This window comes from Xylophilus sp. GW821-FHT01B05 (genome assembly GCA_038961845.1).
Lineage (GTDB): Bacteria > Pseudomonadota > Gammaproteobacteria > Burkholderiales > Burkholderiaceae_C > Xylophilus.
Genome location: CP152408.1, coordinates 4,619,940 through 4,633,080, shown reverse-complemented (window position 1 = coordinate 4,633,080; position 13,141 = coordinate 4,619,940). Strand labels below are relative to the sequence as shown.

Genomic DNA, 13,141 nt, shown 5'->3' with positions numbered 1-13,141 from the left:
GCCGTTCAGGCTCAGCTGCCCAGATAGGCTTCCTGCACCTTGGGGTTGCCCAGCAAGGCCTTGCCCGAGTCGGCCAGCACGATGTGGCCGGTTTCAATGACGTAGCCGCGGTCGGCGATCTTCAGTGCCTGGCGCACGTTCTGTTCGACCAGGAAGATGGTCAGCCCGGCCTGATTGATGGTGCGCAGCGTGCGGAAGATGTCCTGCACGATGATCGGCGCCAGGCCCATCGAGGGTTCGTCCAGCAGCAGCACGCGCGGCTTGGCCATCAAGGCGCGGCCAATGGCCAGCATCTGCTGCTCGCCGCCCGACAGGTTGCCGGCCAGGCCGTCGGCGCGCTCGGCCAGGCGGGGGAACAGGCCGTAGACATAGTCCAGGTCGCGCAGGCGCTGGGCATGGCCGTCGCGGCGCGTGTAGGCGCCCAGCTCCAGGTTCTCGCGCACGGTGAGCGTGGTCAGCGTGGCGCGGCCTTCGGCCACCTGCACCACGCCGCTTTGCACGATGCGGTGCGGTGCCATGCCGCTCAGGTCGCGGCCGTCGAAGCTGATGCGGCCGGCGGCCTTCTTCACCAGCCCGGACAGGGCCAGCAGCGTGGTCGACTTACCCGCGCCATTGGCGCCCACCAGCGTGGTGATCTCGCCTTCGCGCAGCTCGAAGTCGATGCCCTTGACGGCTTCGATGTGGCCGTAGGAAACCTTCAGGTCCTCGACCTTCAGCAGTGGGGCGCCGCTCATGCTTGCGCTCCCTGCGCCGCTTCGCTCACCGGCTCGTCGTCCTCGCGGCCCAGGTAGGCCTCGATCACCTGCGGGTTGGTGCGGATCGCCTCCGGCCCGCCCTGCGCGATGATGCGCCCGAAATTCAGCACGGCTATCTCCTGGCACAGGCCCATGACGAATCGCATGTCGTGCTCGATCATGAAAATGGTGTAGCCGCGTGCACTGATGTTCTGGATCTCGTGCATCAGCTCGGTCTTCTCGCTGCTGTTCATGCCGGCGACCGGCTCGTCCAGCAGCAGCAGCTTGGGCTCGGTGGCCAGCGCCCGCGCCAGCTCCAGCTTGCGCTGCTCGCCGTAAGAGAGGTTGTCTGCCGTCTCGTGCGCCTTGTGGTCCAGCTTGACCCAGGACAGCAGCTCGCGCGCGCGCTCGCGGGCGCGCCGCTCTTCGCTGCGGAACAGGCCCGAGCTGGCCAGCAGGCCAAAGGCGCCGTAGCCCAGGTGGGCATGCATGCCCACCATCACGTTCTGCAGCAGGCTCATCTCCTTGAACAGGCGGATGTTCTGGAAGGTGCGGCCCAGGCCCAGGCGGGTGATCTGGTGCGGCTTGCGCCCGGCCAGATCCTGGCCGTTGAAGCGGATCGTGCCGCTGGTGGGCGGTAGCAGGCCGGTGATCAGGTTGAAGACCGTGGTCTTGCCCGCACCGTTGGGCCCGATCAGGCCAAAGATGCCGCCCTGCGGGATCGCCAGGTTCACATCCTGCAGCACCTTCAGGCCACCGAAGTGGCGCGACACCGACTGCATTTCCAGCGAAATGGAGGCTGTCTTGCTCATGCTGCGGCCCCCTTGCGCGAGAACCATTGCCGGAAGCGCGCCGGATCCCAGACGCCCTTGGGCAGGAACAGCACGATCAGCACCAGGATGAAGCCGTTGACCACCAGGCGGAAGTCCTTGAAGCCGCGCAGCGCCTCGGGCAGCACCGTCAGCAGCAGGCCGCCAAAGACCGGGCCGAACAGGCTGTTGATGCCGCCCAGGATGGCCATGGTGAGGATGTCGACGCCACGGTCAAAACCGTATTCATTGGGGCCGATGAAGAAGGTCAGGTGGGCGTTGAGCGTGCCGGCCAGGCCGGCAATCATCGCGCCCAGCACAAAGGCCAGCATCTTGTGTGCGCCCACGTCGATGCCCATCAGGCCGGCCGCGGTCTCGTCTTCCTTGATGGCCTCGAAGGCGCGGCCCACGCGCGAGCGGCGCAGGCGCCACAGCACGGCCAGGGTCAGCGCCAGCGCCAGCGCCACGTGCCACCACTCGGTGGACTGCGGGATGCCGTTCAGGCCCAGCGCGCCGCCGGTCAGCGACTCGGCGTTGAGCACCACGATGCGCACCACTTCGCCAAAGGCCAGCGTGGCCATCGCCAGGTACACGCCCGACAGCCGCAGCGTCGGCTTGCCGATGATGAAGGCCATCAGCCCGGGCGCCGCCATGCCGGCGGCCAGGGCCACCGGGTAGGGCAAGCCCAGGTTCATCGTGATCAGGGCCGAGGTGTAGGCGCCAATGCCCATGAAGGCGGCGTTGGCCATGGCCAGCATGCCGCACGAGAGCGTGAGGTAGATCGAAAGCGCCAGCAAGGCATTGGTGCCCAGCGTGAGCACCAGGTTGCTGTAGATCGCCCAGAAGTTGTCAAACCATTCCATGTGCGGCCCCTTACACCTTGCGCTCTTGCAAGGTACCGAACAGGCCCTTGGGACGCAGCAGCAGCACCAGGAACAGCAGGCCAAAGGCAACTGCATCGCGCATGTTGGAGCCGATGTAGGCTACCGACAGCACCTCGGCAAAGCCCAGGAACAGGCCGCCCAGCATGGCGCCGCGGATATCGCCCATGCCGCCCAGGATGATGACCGCGATGCCCTTGTGCAGGATCGGCTGGCCCATCAGCGGGAACACGGCGTTGGAATACAGGCCGATCAGCACGCCGGCCACGCCGCCCAGGCCGGCAGCGGCAAAGGAGGTCAGGTAGAACAGGCCTTCGACGTTGATGCCCAGCAGGTAGGCCGCCTTGGGCGACTCGGCAATGGCACGCAGCGCGCGGCCGAGCTGGGTCTTTTTCAGGGCCACCATCAGCACCGCCATCAGCGCGAAGGACAGCAGGATGATGCCCAGCTCGACCGAGGTCAGGTGCAGGCCGGCGAAGGTGATGGAGTCGTCCGACACGGCGCCCGAGGGGAAGCGCACGTTCTCCGCGCCAAAAATGCCCTGCACGCCGTTGTTCAGGATGATGGCCACGCCAATGGTGGCGATCATCGGGATCAGGTGGGGCGCATTGCGCGCGCGCAGCGGCTTGAGCACCAGCACGTCGATCAGCAGCCCCAGCAGTCCGCAGAACATGAAGCTGAAAAGCAGGCCTGCCCACAGCGGCAGGTGCAGCTGTGTCATGGCTTCCACTGCGGCATAGGCGCCGACCATGAAGACTGCGCCATGCGACAGGTTGATGACGCCAAGCACGCCGAAGATGAGAGTGAAGCCCAGCGCAAAGAGCGCGTAGACGCACCCGAGCGATAAGGCATTGAAGAGCTGCTGTTCAAGCACGGTCGTGGTTTCCGGATGGTGCGCGGATAGCGCGTTGCAAAAAGCAAAAGACGGCGCGGGGTGCCGCGCCGTCTGCTGGGAGGGGAAAAAACCTCTCCGTGCGTGCCTACTTCTCGATCACGAACTGGTTGCCCTTGGTCACGCTGACGATGGGCGTTTGCTGCGCGTCGTAGCCGGCGGGCTTGCCAGCCTTGTCGGTGGCGCGGCGGAATTCGAAGGCGCCGGTGGCACCGGTCCACTTCACCTTGGGCAGCGCGTCGCGCAGCGCTGCGCGGTCGGCCGGCAGCTTACCCGAGAACTTCACTTGCTTGATGGCCTGAGCGGCAATGTAGAGCGCGTCGTAGGCCTGTGCCGCGAACTGGTCGGGCGCGCCGTTGTACTTGGCGGTGTAGGCCTTGATGAACTTGGCGTTTTCCGGCGTGTCGTTGCTGGAGGACCAGGGGCTGCCCACGTACAGGCCGTCGGACTTGTCCTTGGCCAGATCGAAGATCTTGGTCGAGTTCATGCCGTTGCCGCCAATGATCGGCACGTTCAGGCCGATCTGGCGCGCCTGCACCATGATCGGTGCGCCTTCGGCGAGCAGGGCCGACAGCACGATGGCGTCAGGGTTGCTGGCCTTGATCTTGGTCAGCTGGGCCTTGAAGTCCACGTCGCCCTTGGCGAAGGTTTCGGTCGTGGTGACCGGGATCTTCAGGTCTTCCAGGGCCTTCTTGAAGTTGTCGTAGCCGCTCTTGGTGAACACGTCATCGTTGCCGTAGAGCACCGCGACCTTCTTCACGCCAGCCTTCTTGACCGCCATCTTGATGGTCTCGGGCAGCACGTCGGCTTCGGTGACCGAGTTGCGGAACACGTAGTCACCGATCGAGGTGATGCCGTCGGCCGTGTTGGAGGTGCCAAAGGCCACGGTCTTGGCGGCCTGCGCGATCGGGTCGGCGGCCTGGGCCGAGTTGGACAGCGTCGGGCCGAACACCATCAGCACCTTGTCCTGGAAGATCAGTTTCTTGAAGACGTTGATGGCTTCTTCCTTCTTGCCTTGCTCGTCTTCCACCACCAGCACCAGCTTGTCGCCGTTGATGCCACCGGCGGCATTGATCTCGTCCGCAGCCAGTTGGAAGCCGTTGCGGATGGCGCTGCCGTACTGGGCGGCACCGCCCGACAGGGCTTCGGCGACGCCAATCTTGAGGTCGGCGGCCTGGGCGGCCGTGGCCAGGCCCGCGGCAGCAAGCAGGGCCAGCAACGGGCTCTTGAATGAGGCTTGACGCATTGAAGAATCCTTTGGAAATCTGTTACTAATGGGCGCAAATTCTATACGTCGGGGTCGCCGGCCCGAGCAGGGAAGCCCCTGATGCGCCCTTGCGGGCACTGGTGCTGCAATCGGTTTCGGGCGGCCCTGGGCCGCTGTCAGTTCCGTGGGGTGACGCTGCGCGGGCGCGTGCCGGGAGTCACGTCCACTGTGAGTTTTTCGTCCCCACGCAGCAGCGTGAAGGGCGCTGCGCTGCCGGGCTTGAGCGCGGCCACCGCCGTCATCATCTCGGCGACGCTGCCCACGGCCTTGTCACCGACCTGCACGATCACGTCGCCCGGCCGTATGCCGGCATGCGCGGCGGGGGCGGCCTGCAGCACGCCGGTGATGATGACGCCCTGCGCGGCCTTCACACCGAAGGTTTCCGCCAGCTCCGGTGACAGCTCGTTCGGCTCCACGCCGATCCAGCCGCGCCGCACCTGGCCGTCGGTGACGATGCCCTCCAGCACCTGCTTGGCGGTGGACACGGGGATGGCAAAGCCAATACCCATGCTGCCGCCCGAGCGCGAATAGATCGCGGTGTTGATGCCCAGCAGGTTGCCGTTGACGTCGGTCAGCGCGCCGCCCGAGTTGCCGGGGTTGATCGCCGCATCGGTCTGGATGAAGTTCTCGAAGGTGTTGATGCCCAACTGGTTGCGCCCCAGCGCGCTGACGATGCCGCTGGTCACGGTCTGGCCGACGCCAAAAGGGTTGCCAATGGCCAGCACCTTGTCACCCACCAGCAATTGATCCGAGTTGCCCAGCACGATCACCGGCAGCCGGTCGAGCGCAATCTTGAGCACGGCCAGGTCGGTGTCCGGGTCGGTGCCAATGACCTTGGCACTGGCATGTCGGCCGTCGTTGAGCATGACCTCGATCTGGTCAGCGCCTTCGACCACGTGGTTGTTGGTGAGGATGTAGCCGTCGGGGCTCACGATCACGCCGCTGCCCAGGCCGGTCTGCGGGCGGTTGGCCTGGTCGCCAAAGAAGAACTGGAACCAGGGGTCGTTGTTGCGCGGGTTGCGTGGCGTGGTGCTGGTGCTGATGCTCACCACCGCTGGCGACGCCTTCTTGGCGGCCGCCGCCAGGCTGCCGGGCTCCGGCGGTGCCTGCGGCGTGGCCGGGGCTTCCAGCAGCGACACCACGCCGCCACGGAAGGAGGGCCGGCCCAGCCAGTCGGGCTTGAGCACGGCAATGACAAAGTACGCCGCCAGAAGGACGGTGACGGTCTGGGAAAACAGCAGCCAGATACGTTTCATGAAGGGCCCGAGGGCGGAGGCGGAAAGTGCCGGAGGCGGGGCCAGATTCTCGCCGATGGCGCAGGCCAGCGCAGCCGTGGCGGAAAATGGCGGCATGGACACATCCCGCACCGCTGCCGGCGCGGTTGACCGCAGCGCGCTTCTGCGCCGCTTCGACGAACTGCTGGCACCCGAACGTTTCAAGGACTACGGCCCCAATGGCCTGCAGGTGGAGGGGCGAGCGCGCATCGGCCATATCGTGTCGGGCGTGACCGCCAGCCGGGCGCTGATCGAGGCCGCCATCGATGCGGGTGCCGACGCCCTGTTCGTCCACCACGGCCTGTTCTGGCGCGGCCACGACGGCCGCGTCACCGGCTGGCTCAAGCAGCGGCTGGCCTTGCTGCTGGCGCATGACATCAGCTTGTTTGCCTACCATTTGCCGCTGGATGCGCACCCCACGTTGGGCAACAACGCCCAGTTGGGCGCGCGGCTGGGCCTGGTGGCCGACGCCTGGTTTGGCGAGCAGTCGCTGGGCTGTGTCGGCACAGCCGACTTTGCCGACGCCGAAGCGCTGGCGCGCCACGTCGAGCGTGCGGTAGAGCGGCCGGTGGTGCTGGTCGATCCGGGCCGGGGCCCGATCCGCCGCGTGGCCTGGTGCACCGGCGGCGCCCAGGGCTACTTCGAGGCGGCCATCGCGGCCGGTGCCGACGCCTTCATCACCGGCGAGATCTCCGAGCCGCAGGCCCACTATGCGCGCGAGCTGGGCGTGGCCTTCATTGCCTGTGGCCACCATGCCAGCGAGCGTTACGGCGCGCCGGCCGTGGCGGCGCAGGTGGCCCAGGAGTTGGGGCTGCGCCACAGCTTCATCGATATCGACAACCCCGCATGAAGCCGCTTGCGATCACTGCGGGCGACCCGGCCGGCATCGGGCCGGAAACCATCGCCATGCTCTACCGCGACAACTCGCCGGAGTTGCACGGCTGTTTTGTCGTAGGCGACGTGGCCGTGCTGCGCCGGGCCGCCGCCGTTGTTTGCGGCGCCGGCCCGGCGCTGCCGGTGGCGGTGCTGGCGAATGTGGGCGAGGCCTTGCAGGCGCCGCCGCGCTGCATCCCGGTGCTGCCGGTGGTGCAGGCGCGTAGTGCCGTGGCCTTTGGCCAAATCTCGGCCGAGGCCGGACGCCAGGCAGCGGCCAGCGTGCGCTGGGCTGCGCAGGCCGCCTTGCGCGGCGAGATCGCGGCCCTGGCCACGGCGCCGCTGCACAAGGAAGCCCTGCACGCGGCGGGCGAGCCCTTTCCCGGCCACACCGAACTGCTGCAGGCCGAGGCCGCGCTGCACCTGGGCCGCAGCGTGGCCGAGGTGCCGGTGCGCATGATGCTGGCCAACGACGAACTGCGTACCGTGCTGGTCAGCATCCATATGTCGCTGCGCGACGCGATCGAGGCGGTCACAGAGCAGAACGTGCTGCAGACACTGCGCATCGCCCATGCAGCGCTGCTGCGCGTGCTGGGCCGAGCGCCACGCCTGGCGGTAGCCGGTTTGAATCCGCATGCGGGGGAGGGCGGCCTGTTCGGCCGTGAGGAGTTGCTGCACATCGCCCCGGCCATCGCCGCCGCGCAGGCCGAGGGCATCAATGCGCGTGGCCCCTACGCACCAGACACGGTCTTCATGCGGGCCCGCACTGGTGAGTTCGACGCGGTCATTGCCATGTACCACGACCAGGGCTTGATCCCCGTCAAGTACCTGGGTGTGGAGCAGGGCGTGAACGTGACGCTGGGCCTGCCGCTGGTGCGCACCAGCCCGGACCATGGCACCGCCTTCGATATCGCCGGCACCGGCCAGGCCGACCCGTCGAGCTTGCTCGCCGCCATTCGCATGGCGCGCGTGCTGGCGGCCTGATTTTAAGGAAAAGTGGCTTTAGCCCAGGCGTGGCCTGGGCTTCTAGCTATAAAAATCAGAGTGGACGGCGCAGGCTGTCGCGGATCTCGCGCAGCAGCACGGTGTCTTCCGGCGGTGCGGCAGGCGGCGGCACTTCCTTGCGCTGCAGGCGGTTGATCTGCTTGATCATGATGAAGATCACGAAAGCCAGGATGATGAAGTTGACTGCCACGGTAATGAAGTTGCCATAGGCCAGCACGGGCACGCCGGCCTTCTTCAGGTCGGCCAGGGCGCGTGGCACGCCCTCGGGGATCTGGCCCAGCACCACGAACATGCTGGAGAAGTCGAGCTTGCCGAACACCAGCCCCACCACCGGCATGATGACGTCGCTGACCAGCGAGTCGACGATCTTGCCGAAGGCCGCGCCGATGATGACGCCAACCGCGAGGTCGACGACGTTGCCCTTCATGGCGAAACTCTTGAATTCCTGCATCATTCCCATGGTGTCGACCTCCTGCCGCGCGTGGATGAAGGGCGCGAGTATCGCAGCGTCTGAGGGGCTTCACCACCCGGGGATGCACTCCCTTACGAGCCTTGAACGGGCCTGAAACGCTCCGCTACAATCATCGGTTGACCCCAATCAAGCGATGATCATCAAGGATTTCCATGAGTGAATCTCTAGTCGACGGCCCGCGCCGGGTCGACAGCGGCAAGCGGACGTGGCTGATTGCATCGACCTGTGTCGGTGCTGTGGGTGGTGTGGCAACGGCCATACCCTTTGTCAGCACATTCCAGCCCTCCGAGAAGGCCAAGGCCGCCGGAGCTGCAGTGGAAGTCGACATTGCAGGCCTCAAGGCCGGCGAGAAGATCACCGTGGAATGGCGGGGCAAGCCGGTCTGGATCGTCAAGCGCACAGCCGAAGAGCTGGCCGACCTGCCCAAGCACGACGGTGAATTGGCGGATCCCCAGTCTGCACGGCATCCGGAAGAATTCACACCCGAGTACGCCCGCAACGAGCATCGCTCAATCAAGCCGGAAGTCTTGGTGGTCATTGGCATCTGCACCCACTTGGGTTGCTCTCCCACCGATAAGTTCCAGGCCGGTCCGCAGCCCTCGCTGCCGGCCGACTGGCCAGGCGGCTGGCTCTGTCCCTGCCACGGCTCGACCTTCGACCTGGCGGGCCGGGTGTTCAAGAACAAGCCCGCACCGGACAACCTTCCGGTGCCGCCGCACATGTACCTGTCCGACACTCGCCTGCTGATAGGCGAAGACAAGAAGCAGGCCTGAGGAGACGACGGACATGGCTGATTTCCACGAAATATCCCCGAATGCTCCTGTGAGCGCGAAGCTGCTGAACTGGGTCGACAACCGGTTCCCGGCCTCCAAGCTCTACAAGGAGCACATGAGCGAGTACTACGCGCCGAAGAACTTCAACTTCTGGTACGTGTTCGGCTCGCTCGCGCTGCTGGTGCTGGTCATCCAGATCGTCACCGGCATCTTCCTGGTGATGCACTACAAGCCCGACGCGACGCTGGCCTTCGCCTCGGTCGAGTACATCATGCGTGACGTGCCCTGGGGCTGGCTGATCCGCTACATGCACTCCACGGGGGCATCGGCCTTCTTCGTCGTTGTCTACCTGCACATGTTCCGCGGCCTGCTCTACGGTTCTTACCGCAAGCCGCGCGAGCTGGTCTGGATCTTCGGCTGCGCGATCTTCCTGTGCCTGATGGCCGAGGCCTTCATGGGCTACCTGCTGCCCTGGGGCCAGATGTCCTATTGGGGCGCCCAGGTGATCGTGAACCTGTTCTCGGCCATTCCCTTCGTCGGCCCGGATCTGGCGCTGCTGATCCGCGGCGACTATGTGGTGTCGGATGCCACGCTCAACCGCTTCTTCAGCTTCCACGTGATCGCGGTGCCGCTGGTGCTGCTGGGCCTGGTCGTGGCGCACATCATCGCACTGCACGAAGTGGGCTCCAACAACCCGGACGGCGTCGAGATCAAGAAGTACAAGGACGCCAAGGGCATTCCGCTGGACGGCATCCCTTTCCACCCTTACTACACGGTGCATGACATCTTCGGCGTGAGCGTGTTCCTGATGGTGTTCACCGCCGTCATCTTCTTCGCGCCCGAGTTCGGCGGCTACTTCCTGGAGTACAACAACTTCATCCCGGCCGACTCGCTGAAGACGCCCAATCACATCGCTCCGGTCTGGTACTTCACGCCCTTCTATTCGATGCTGCGCGCCATCACCGGCGAGATGATGTATGCGTTGATCGCCTGTGTGCTGGGTGCCGCTGTCTTCACCGCCATCAAGAGCAAGCTGGCGCTCTTCTTCAAGGGCCTGATCGTGCTGGTCGCGCTGGGCGCGGTCGCCATGATGCTGAATATCGACGCCAAGTTCTGGGGCGTGCTGGTCATGGGTGGCGCCGTCATCATCCTGTTCTTCCTGCCCTGGCTGGACCACAGCCCGGTCAAGTCGATCCGCTACCGTCCAAGCTGGCACAAGTACCTGTACGGCATCTTTGTTGTCAACTTCGTGGTGCTGGCCTACCTGGGCGTGCAACCGCCGTCGCCCCTGGGCGAGCGCGTCTCGCAAGTGGGTACGCTGTTCTACTTCGGCTTCTTCCTGCTGATGCCCTGGTGGAGCCGCTTGGGTGAGCCCAAGCCGGTGCCCGACCGTGTCACCTTCGCTGCGCACTGAGCCCGAGCCACGAGAGAACCACGATGAACATCACGGGATACGCAAAAAAAATCCTCCTGGCGCTTGCTGTGGCGGGCGGCTTGGTCGCTGGCGCGCATGCAGAAGGCGGCGGCCTTGCCTGGGACAAGGCGCCCAACAAGACCAATGACCTGCAGGCGCTGCAGAACGGCGCCAAGATCTTCGTCAACTACTGCCTGAGCTGCCACTCTGCGGCTTTCATGCGCTACAACCGCCTGCAGGACATCGGCCTGACCGAGAAACAGATCAAGGACAACCTGCTGTTTGCCACCGACAAGGTGGGCGAAACCATGAAGGCCGCGATCGATCCGAAACAGGCCAAGGAGTGGTTCGGCGACAATCCCCCCGATCTCACCGTGATTGCGCGCTCTCGCGCCGGCCACGGCGGTACCGGTCCTGACTATCTCTACACCTTCTTGCGCACCTTCTACCGCGACGACACGCGCCCCACCGGCTGGAACAACCTGGCATTCCCGAATGTCGGCATGCCCAACCCGCTGTGGGAGCTGCAGGGCGAGCGCCGTCCGGTTTACACCGAGCGCGAGGAACATGGCCACGCCACCCAGGTCTTCACGGGTTGGGAGCAGGTCAAGCCCGGTACGCTGTCGCCGCTGCAGTTCGAGCAGTCGGTTGGTGATCTGGTGAGCTATCTGCAGTGGATGGGAGAGCCGGCGCAGAACACCCGCATGCGGGTGGGCGTCTGGGTGCTGCTGTTCCTGGGGGTCTTCACTTTCATTGCGTGGCGCTTGAACGCCGCCTACTGGAAGGACGTCCGGTAGGCGCCGTATTGCAAGACGTACAGCCGCGCGCGGGTTTCCCCCGCGCGTTGGCATTTTCTGGAGTGGGAGTGCAAGACACCGCCCACTCCTTCGATTTTTAGGAGCCTTCCACCATGATGGTGCTTTACTCGGGAACCACCTGCCCCTTCTCCCACCGCTGCCGCTTCGTGTTGTTCGAGAAAGGCATGGACTTTGAGATCCGCGATGTCGATCTCTACAACAAGCCCGAAGACATCAGCGTGATGAACCCCTACGGCCAGGTGCCCATCCTGGTCGAGCGCGACCTGATCCTGTACGAGTCGAACATCATCAACGAGTACATCGACGAGCGCTTCCCGCATCCGCAACTGATGCCCGGCGACCCGGTCGATCGCGCCCGCGTGCGCCTGTTCTTGCTCAACTTCGAGAAGGAACTGTTCGTGCACGTCAATGTGCTTGAGTCGCGTGCCACCAAGGGCAACGAAAAGGCGCTGGAAAAGGCCCGCTCGCACATCCGTGACCGCCTCACGCAGCTCGCCCCGGTGTTCCTCAAGAACAAGTACATGCTGGGCGACAACTTCTCCATGCTCGACGTCGCCATCGCGCCGCTGCTGTGGCGCCTGGATTACTACGGCATCGACCTCAGCAAGAACGCTGCACCGCTGCTGAAGTATGCCGAGCGCATCTTCTCGCGCCCGGCCTATATCGAGGCGCTGACGCCGTCCGAGAAGGTGATGCGCAAGTAAGAGGGGTCTGTGATGAACGCCCTGGAATCGACTTCGACCCGGCCCTACCTCATCCGCGCACTCTATGAGTGGTGCACAGACAACGGCTTTACGCCCTATGTCGCCGTGCGCGTGGACGAGGCGGTCCAGGTCCCGCGCGAGTACGTGAAGAACGGCGAGATCGTGCTCAACATCAGCTACGACGCCACCAGCGGACTGCAGCTGGGCAATGATTTCATCGAGTTCAAGGCCCGCTTTGCCGGCACCTCGCGCGAGATCATGGTGCCGGTGAGCCGCGTCATGGCGGTCTACGCGCGGGAAAACGGCCAGGGCATGGCATTCCCGATGACGGCCGATCCCGAGCCGATGGAGGGTGTGCCGCTGGAGCCGTCGACCATGGCCGCCGCCGATGAGGCCGCTCCGGCCGCCGGCGGTGACCAGCGTGTGGTGCAACTGGTGGCGGTGGATGAGTCGGAGCCGGCGCCCGCCGAAGGCGATGGCCCGCAGGACGAGCCGCCCCGCCCGCCGCCGACCAGCGGCCCGCGCCCTTCGCTCAAACGAGTGAAGTAGCCGCAGCTAGAATCCTGTCTTCGCCGATTTAGCTCAGTTGGTAGAGCAACCGCCTTGTAAGCGGTAGGTCATCAGTTCGATTCCGATAATCGGCACCAAACAAAAGCCCGGATGCATGGATATGCAGCCGGGCTTTTTCTTTATCAGCTGCGCCGGCCCTGCACCTTGAGCCGGATCGTCTGCACGGCCCAGCCCTTGCTGCGCAGATGCGCCATCAGGGCCGGCAGCAGTTGCCGCAGCTTGGCGGCGGCCGCATTGCTGTCCACCAGCAGGCACCAGCTGTCGCCGTCGATGGGGCCGGGCTTTACCGTTGCGCGCAGGCCCGACGGGATCAGGGCCTCGATCTGGCGCAGGCGCTCGCCCGAGTCGCGCGCCAGCGCGGTCAGGCGCGCCAGGGTAGGGGCCTCGCGGGCGGCTTGCAGCAGTGGAATGGCTTGGTGGCGTCGGTGCATGGGGTCGGATGGGGGCGAATGCGCCTGCAGAGAAGCCGCTGGGTCGAGGCGCGATTATCCGGGACGCGCCTTGCCTGATTCAGCAACGCTAAAATCTCCGGTTTGGTCGACGCGGCAGCGTCGCTGCACACCTGGGTGTGCAGCGCGCTTCCGGATTTCACTTCACAACTCCTGAGGATGGATCGTCCCGCGCGTGCAAGACGTGGCGGTGGGGCGGTCCCGCA

General features: G+C 65.3%; 15 protein-coding genes and 1 tRNA gene. 8 read left to right on the top strand and 8 right to left on the bottom strand.

Annotated features, from left to right (window positions below; genetic code table 11):
- Positions 1-11: 11 nt before the first annotated feature.
- The 6 genes from AAFF27_21630 to AAFF27_21605 all read right to left on the bottom strand — a co-directional run bounded on the left by AAFF27_21630 (position 12) and on the right by AAFF27_21605 (position 5,839).
- Positions 12-734, bottom strand: coding sequence for an ABC transporter ATP-binding protein (locus tag AAFF27_21630; GenBank protein ID XAH22578.1), 723 nt, complete (start codon positions 732-734; stop codon positions 12-14).
- Positions 731-1,546 (bottom strand): ABC transporter ATP-binding protein, encoded by an 816-nt coding sequence (locus AAFF27_21625; protein XAH22577.1) that lies wholly within the window; start codon positions 1,544-1,546, stop codon positions 731-733. The genes AAFF27_21630 and AAFF27_21625 overlap by 4 nt, the downstream gene beginning before the upstream one ends.
- A complete protein-coding gene (locus tag AAFF27_21620) occupies positions 1,543-2,406 on the bottom strand; it encodes a branched-chain amino acid ABC transporter permease (protein XAH22576.1) in 864 nt (287 codons plus the stop codon). The genes AAFF27_21625 and AAFF27_21620 overlap by 4 nt, the downstream gene beginning before the upstream one ends.
- Positions 2,407-2,416: 10 nt before the next feature.
- Positions 2,417-3,298, bottom strand: coding sequence for a branched-chain amino acid ABC transporter permease (locus AAFF27_21615; protein XAH22575.1), 882 nt, complete (start codon positions 3,296-3,298; stop codon positions 2,417-2,419).
- A 106-nt stretch (positions 3,299-3,404) separates the two neighbouring features.
- The gene (locus tag AAFF27_21610) at positions 3,405-4,562 is read right to left on the bottom strand and encodes an ABC transporter substrate-binding protein (GenBank protein XAH22574.1); all 1,158 of its coding nucleotides are present in this window, start codon (positions 4,560-4,562) and stop codon (positions 3,405-3,407) included.
- Between the two features lie 137 nt (positions 4,563-4,699).
- Positions 4,700-5,839, bottom strand: coding sequence for a trypsin-like peptidase domain-containing protein (locus tag AAFF27_21605; protein XAH22573.1), 1,140 nt, complete (start codon positions 5,837-5,839; stop codon positions 4,700-4,702).
- Positions 5,840-5,933: 94 nt separating this feature from the next.
- Between AAFF27_21605 and AAFF27_21600 the strand changes: the two genes are divergently transcribed.
- Together AAFF27_21600 and pdxA are read left to right on the top strand one after the other, a co-directional pair.
- The gene (locus AAFF27_21600; GenBank protein ID XAH22572.1) at positions 5,934-6,707 is read left to right on the top strand and encodes a Nif3-like dinuclear metal center hexameric protein; all 774 of its coding nucleotides are present in this window, start codon (positions 5,934-5,936) and stop codon (positions 6,705-6,707) included.
- Positions 6,704-7,714 carry a 4-hydroxythreonine-4-phosphate dehydrogenase PdxA gene (gene pdxA / locus AAFF27_21595; GenBank protein ID XAH22571.1) on the top strand — a complete coding sequence of 337 codons (1,011 nt, stop codon included), beginning with the start codon at positions 6,704-6,706 and terminating at the stop codon, positions 7,712-7,714. Before AAFF27_21600 ends, pdxA begins: the two co-directional genes overlap by 4 nt.
- A 55-nt stretch (positions 7,715-7,769) precedes the next feature.
- Here pdxA and mscL read toward each other — a convergent pair whose 3' ends face one another.
- Positions 7,770-8,195, bottom strand: a complete 426-nt coding sequence (gene mscL, locus AAFF27_21590; protein ID XAH22570.1) for a large conductance mechanosensitive channel protein MscL — start codon at positions 8,193-8,195, stop codon at positions 7,770-7,772.
- Between the two features lie 164 nt (positions 8,196-8,359).
- On the opposite strand from mscL, the gene petA reads away from it, so the two are divergent.
- The 6 genes from petA (at position 8,360) to AAFF27_21560 (ending at position 12,563) form a co-directional block, all read left to right on the top strand.
- The gene (gene petA, locus AAFF27_21585; GenBank protein XAH22569.1) at positions 8,360-8,980 is read left to right on the top strand and encodes a ubiquinol-cytochrome c reductase iron-sulfur subunit; all 621 of its coding nucleotides are present in this window, start codon (positions 8,360-8,362) and stop codon (positions 8,978-8,980) included.
- 13 nt (positions 8,981-8,993) lie between these two features.
- Entirely contained in the window at positions 8,994-10,394 is a 1,401-nt protein-coding gene (locus AAFF27_21580) for a cytochrome bc complex cytochrome b subunit (GenBank protein XAH22568.1), read from the top strand.
- Between the two features lie 23 nt (positions 10,395-10,417).
- Positions 10,418-11,191, top strand: a complete 774-nt coding sequence (locus AAFF27_21575) for a cytochrome c1 (protein XAH22567.1) — start codon at positions 10,418-10,420, stop codon at positions 11,189-11,191.
- A 113-nt stretch (positions 11,192-11,304) separates the two neighbouring features.
- Positions 11,305-11,916 carry a glutathione S-transferase N-terminal domain-containing protein gene (locus tag AAFF27_21570; GenBank protein XAH22566.1) on the top strand — a complete coding sequence of 204 codons (612 nt, stop codon included), beginning with the start codon at positions 11,305-11,307 and terminating at the stop codon, positions 11,914-11,916.
- 12 nt (positions 11,917-11,928) lie between these two features.
- On the top strand, positions 11,929-12,465 hold the full coding sequence (locus tag AAFF27_21565; GenBank protein ID XAH22565.1) for a ClpXP protease specificity-enhancing factor: 537 nt from the start codon (positions 11,929-11,931) through the stop codon (positions 12,463-12,465).
- Positions 12,466-12,487: 22 nt separating this feature from the next.
- Positions 12,488-12,563: transfer RNA gene (locus tag AAFF27_21560), tRNA-Thr, on the top strand.
- A 45-nt stretch (positions 12,564-12,608) separates the two neighbouring features.
- On the opposite strand, the gene AAFF27_21555 is transcribed toward AAFF27_21560, so the two are convergent.
- A complete protein-coding gene (locus AAFF27_21555) occupies positions 12,609-12,917 on the bottom strand; it encodes a DciA family protein (GenBank protein XAH22564.1) in 309 nt (102 codons plus the stop codon).
- Between the last annotated feature and the right edge of the window lie 224 nt (positions 12,918-13,141).

Coding starts and splice junctions, on each gene's coding strand:
- mscL (XAH22570.1), bottom strand. CDS start 8,195: ATGGGAATGATGCAGGAATTCAAGAGTTTCGCCATGAAGGGCAACGTC.
- AAFF27_21605 (XAH22573.1), bottom strand. CDS start 5,839: ATGAAACGTATCTGGCTGCTGTTTTCCCAGACCGTCACCGTCCTTCTG.
- AAFF27_21555 (XAH22564.1), bottom strand. CDS start 12,917: ATGCACCGACGCCACCAAGCCATTCCACTGCTGCAAGCCGCCCGCGAG.
- AAFF27_21625 (XAH22577.1), bottom strand. CDS start 1,546: ATGAGCAAGACAGCCTCCATTTCGCTGGAAATGCAGTCGGTGTCGCGC.
- AAFF27_21580 (XAH22568.1), top strand. CDS start 8,994: ATGGCTGATTTCCACGAAATATCCCCGAATGCTCCTGTGAGCGCGAAG.
- AAFF27_21575 (XAH22567.1), top strand. CDS start 10,418: ATGAACATCACGGGATACGCAAAAAAAATCCTCCTGGCGCTTGCTGTG.
- petA (XAH22569.1), top strand. CDS start 8,360: ATGAGTGAATCTCTAGTCGACGGCCCGCGCCGGGTCGACAGCGGCAAG.
- AAFF27_21620 (XAH22576.1), bottom strand. CDS start 2,406: ATGGAATGGTTTGACAACTTCTGGGCGATCTACAGCAACCTGGTGCTC.
- AAFF27_21565 (XAH22565.1), top strand. CDS start 11,929: ATGAACGCCCTGGAATCGACTTCGACCCGGCCCTACCTCATCCGCGCA.
- AAFF27_21570 (XAH22566.1), top strand. CDS start 11,305: ATGATGGTGCTTTACTCGGGAACCACCTGCCCCTTCTCCCACCGCTGC.
- AAFF27_21600 (XAH22572.1), top strand. CDS start 5,934: ATGGACACATCCCGCACCGCTGCCGGCGCGGTTGACCGCAGCGCGCTT.
- AAFF27_21630 (XAH22578.1), bottom strand. CDS start 734: ATGAGCGGCGCCCCACTGCTGAAGGTCGAGGACCTGAAGGTTTCCTAC.
- pdxA (XAH22571.1), top strand. CDS start 6,704: ATGAAGCCGCTTGCGATCACTGCGGGCGACCCGGCCGGCATCGGGCCG.
- AAFF27_21610 (XAH22574.1), bottom strand. CDS start 4,562: ATGCGTCAAGCCTCATTCAAGAGCCCGTTGCTGGCCCTGCTTGCTGCC.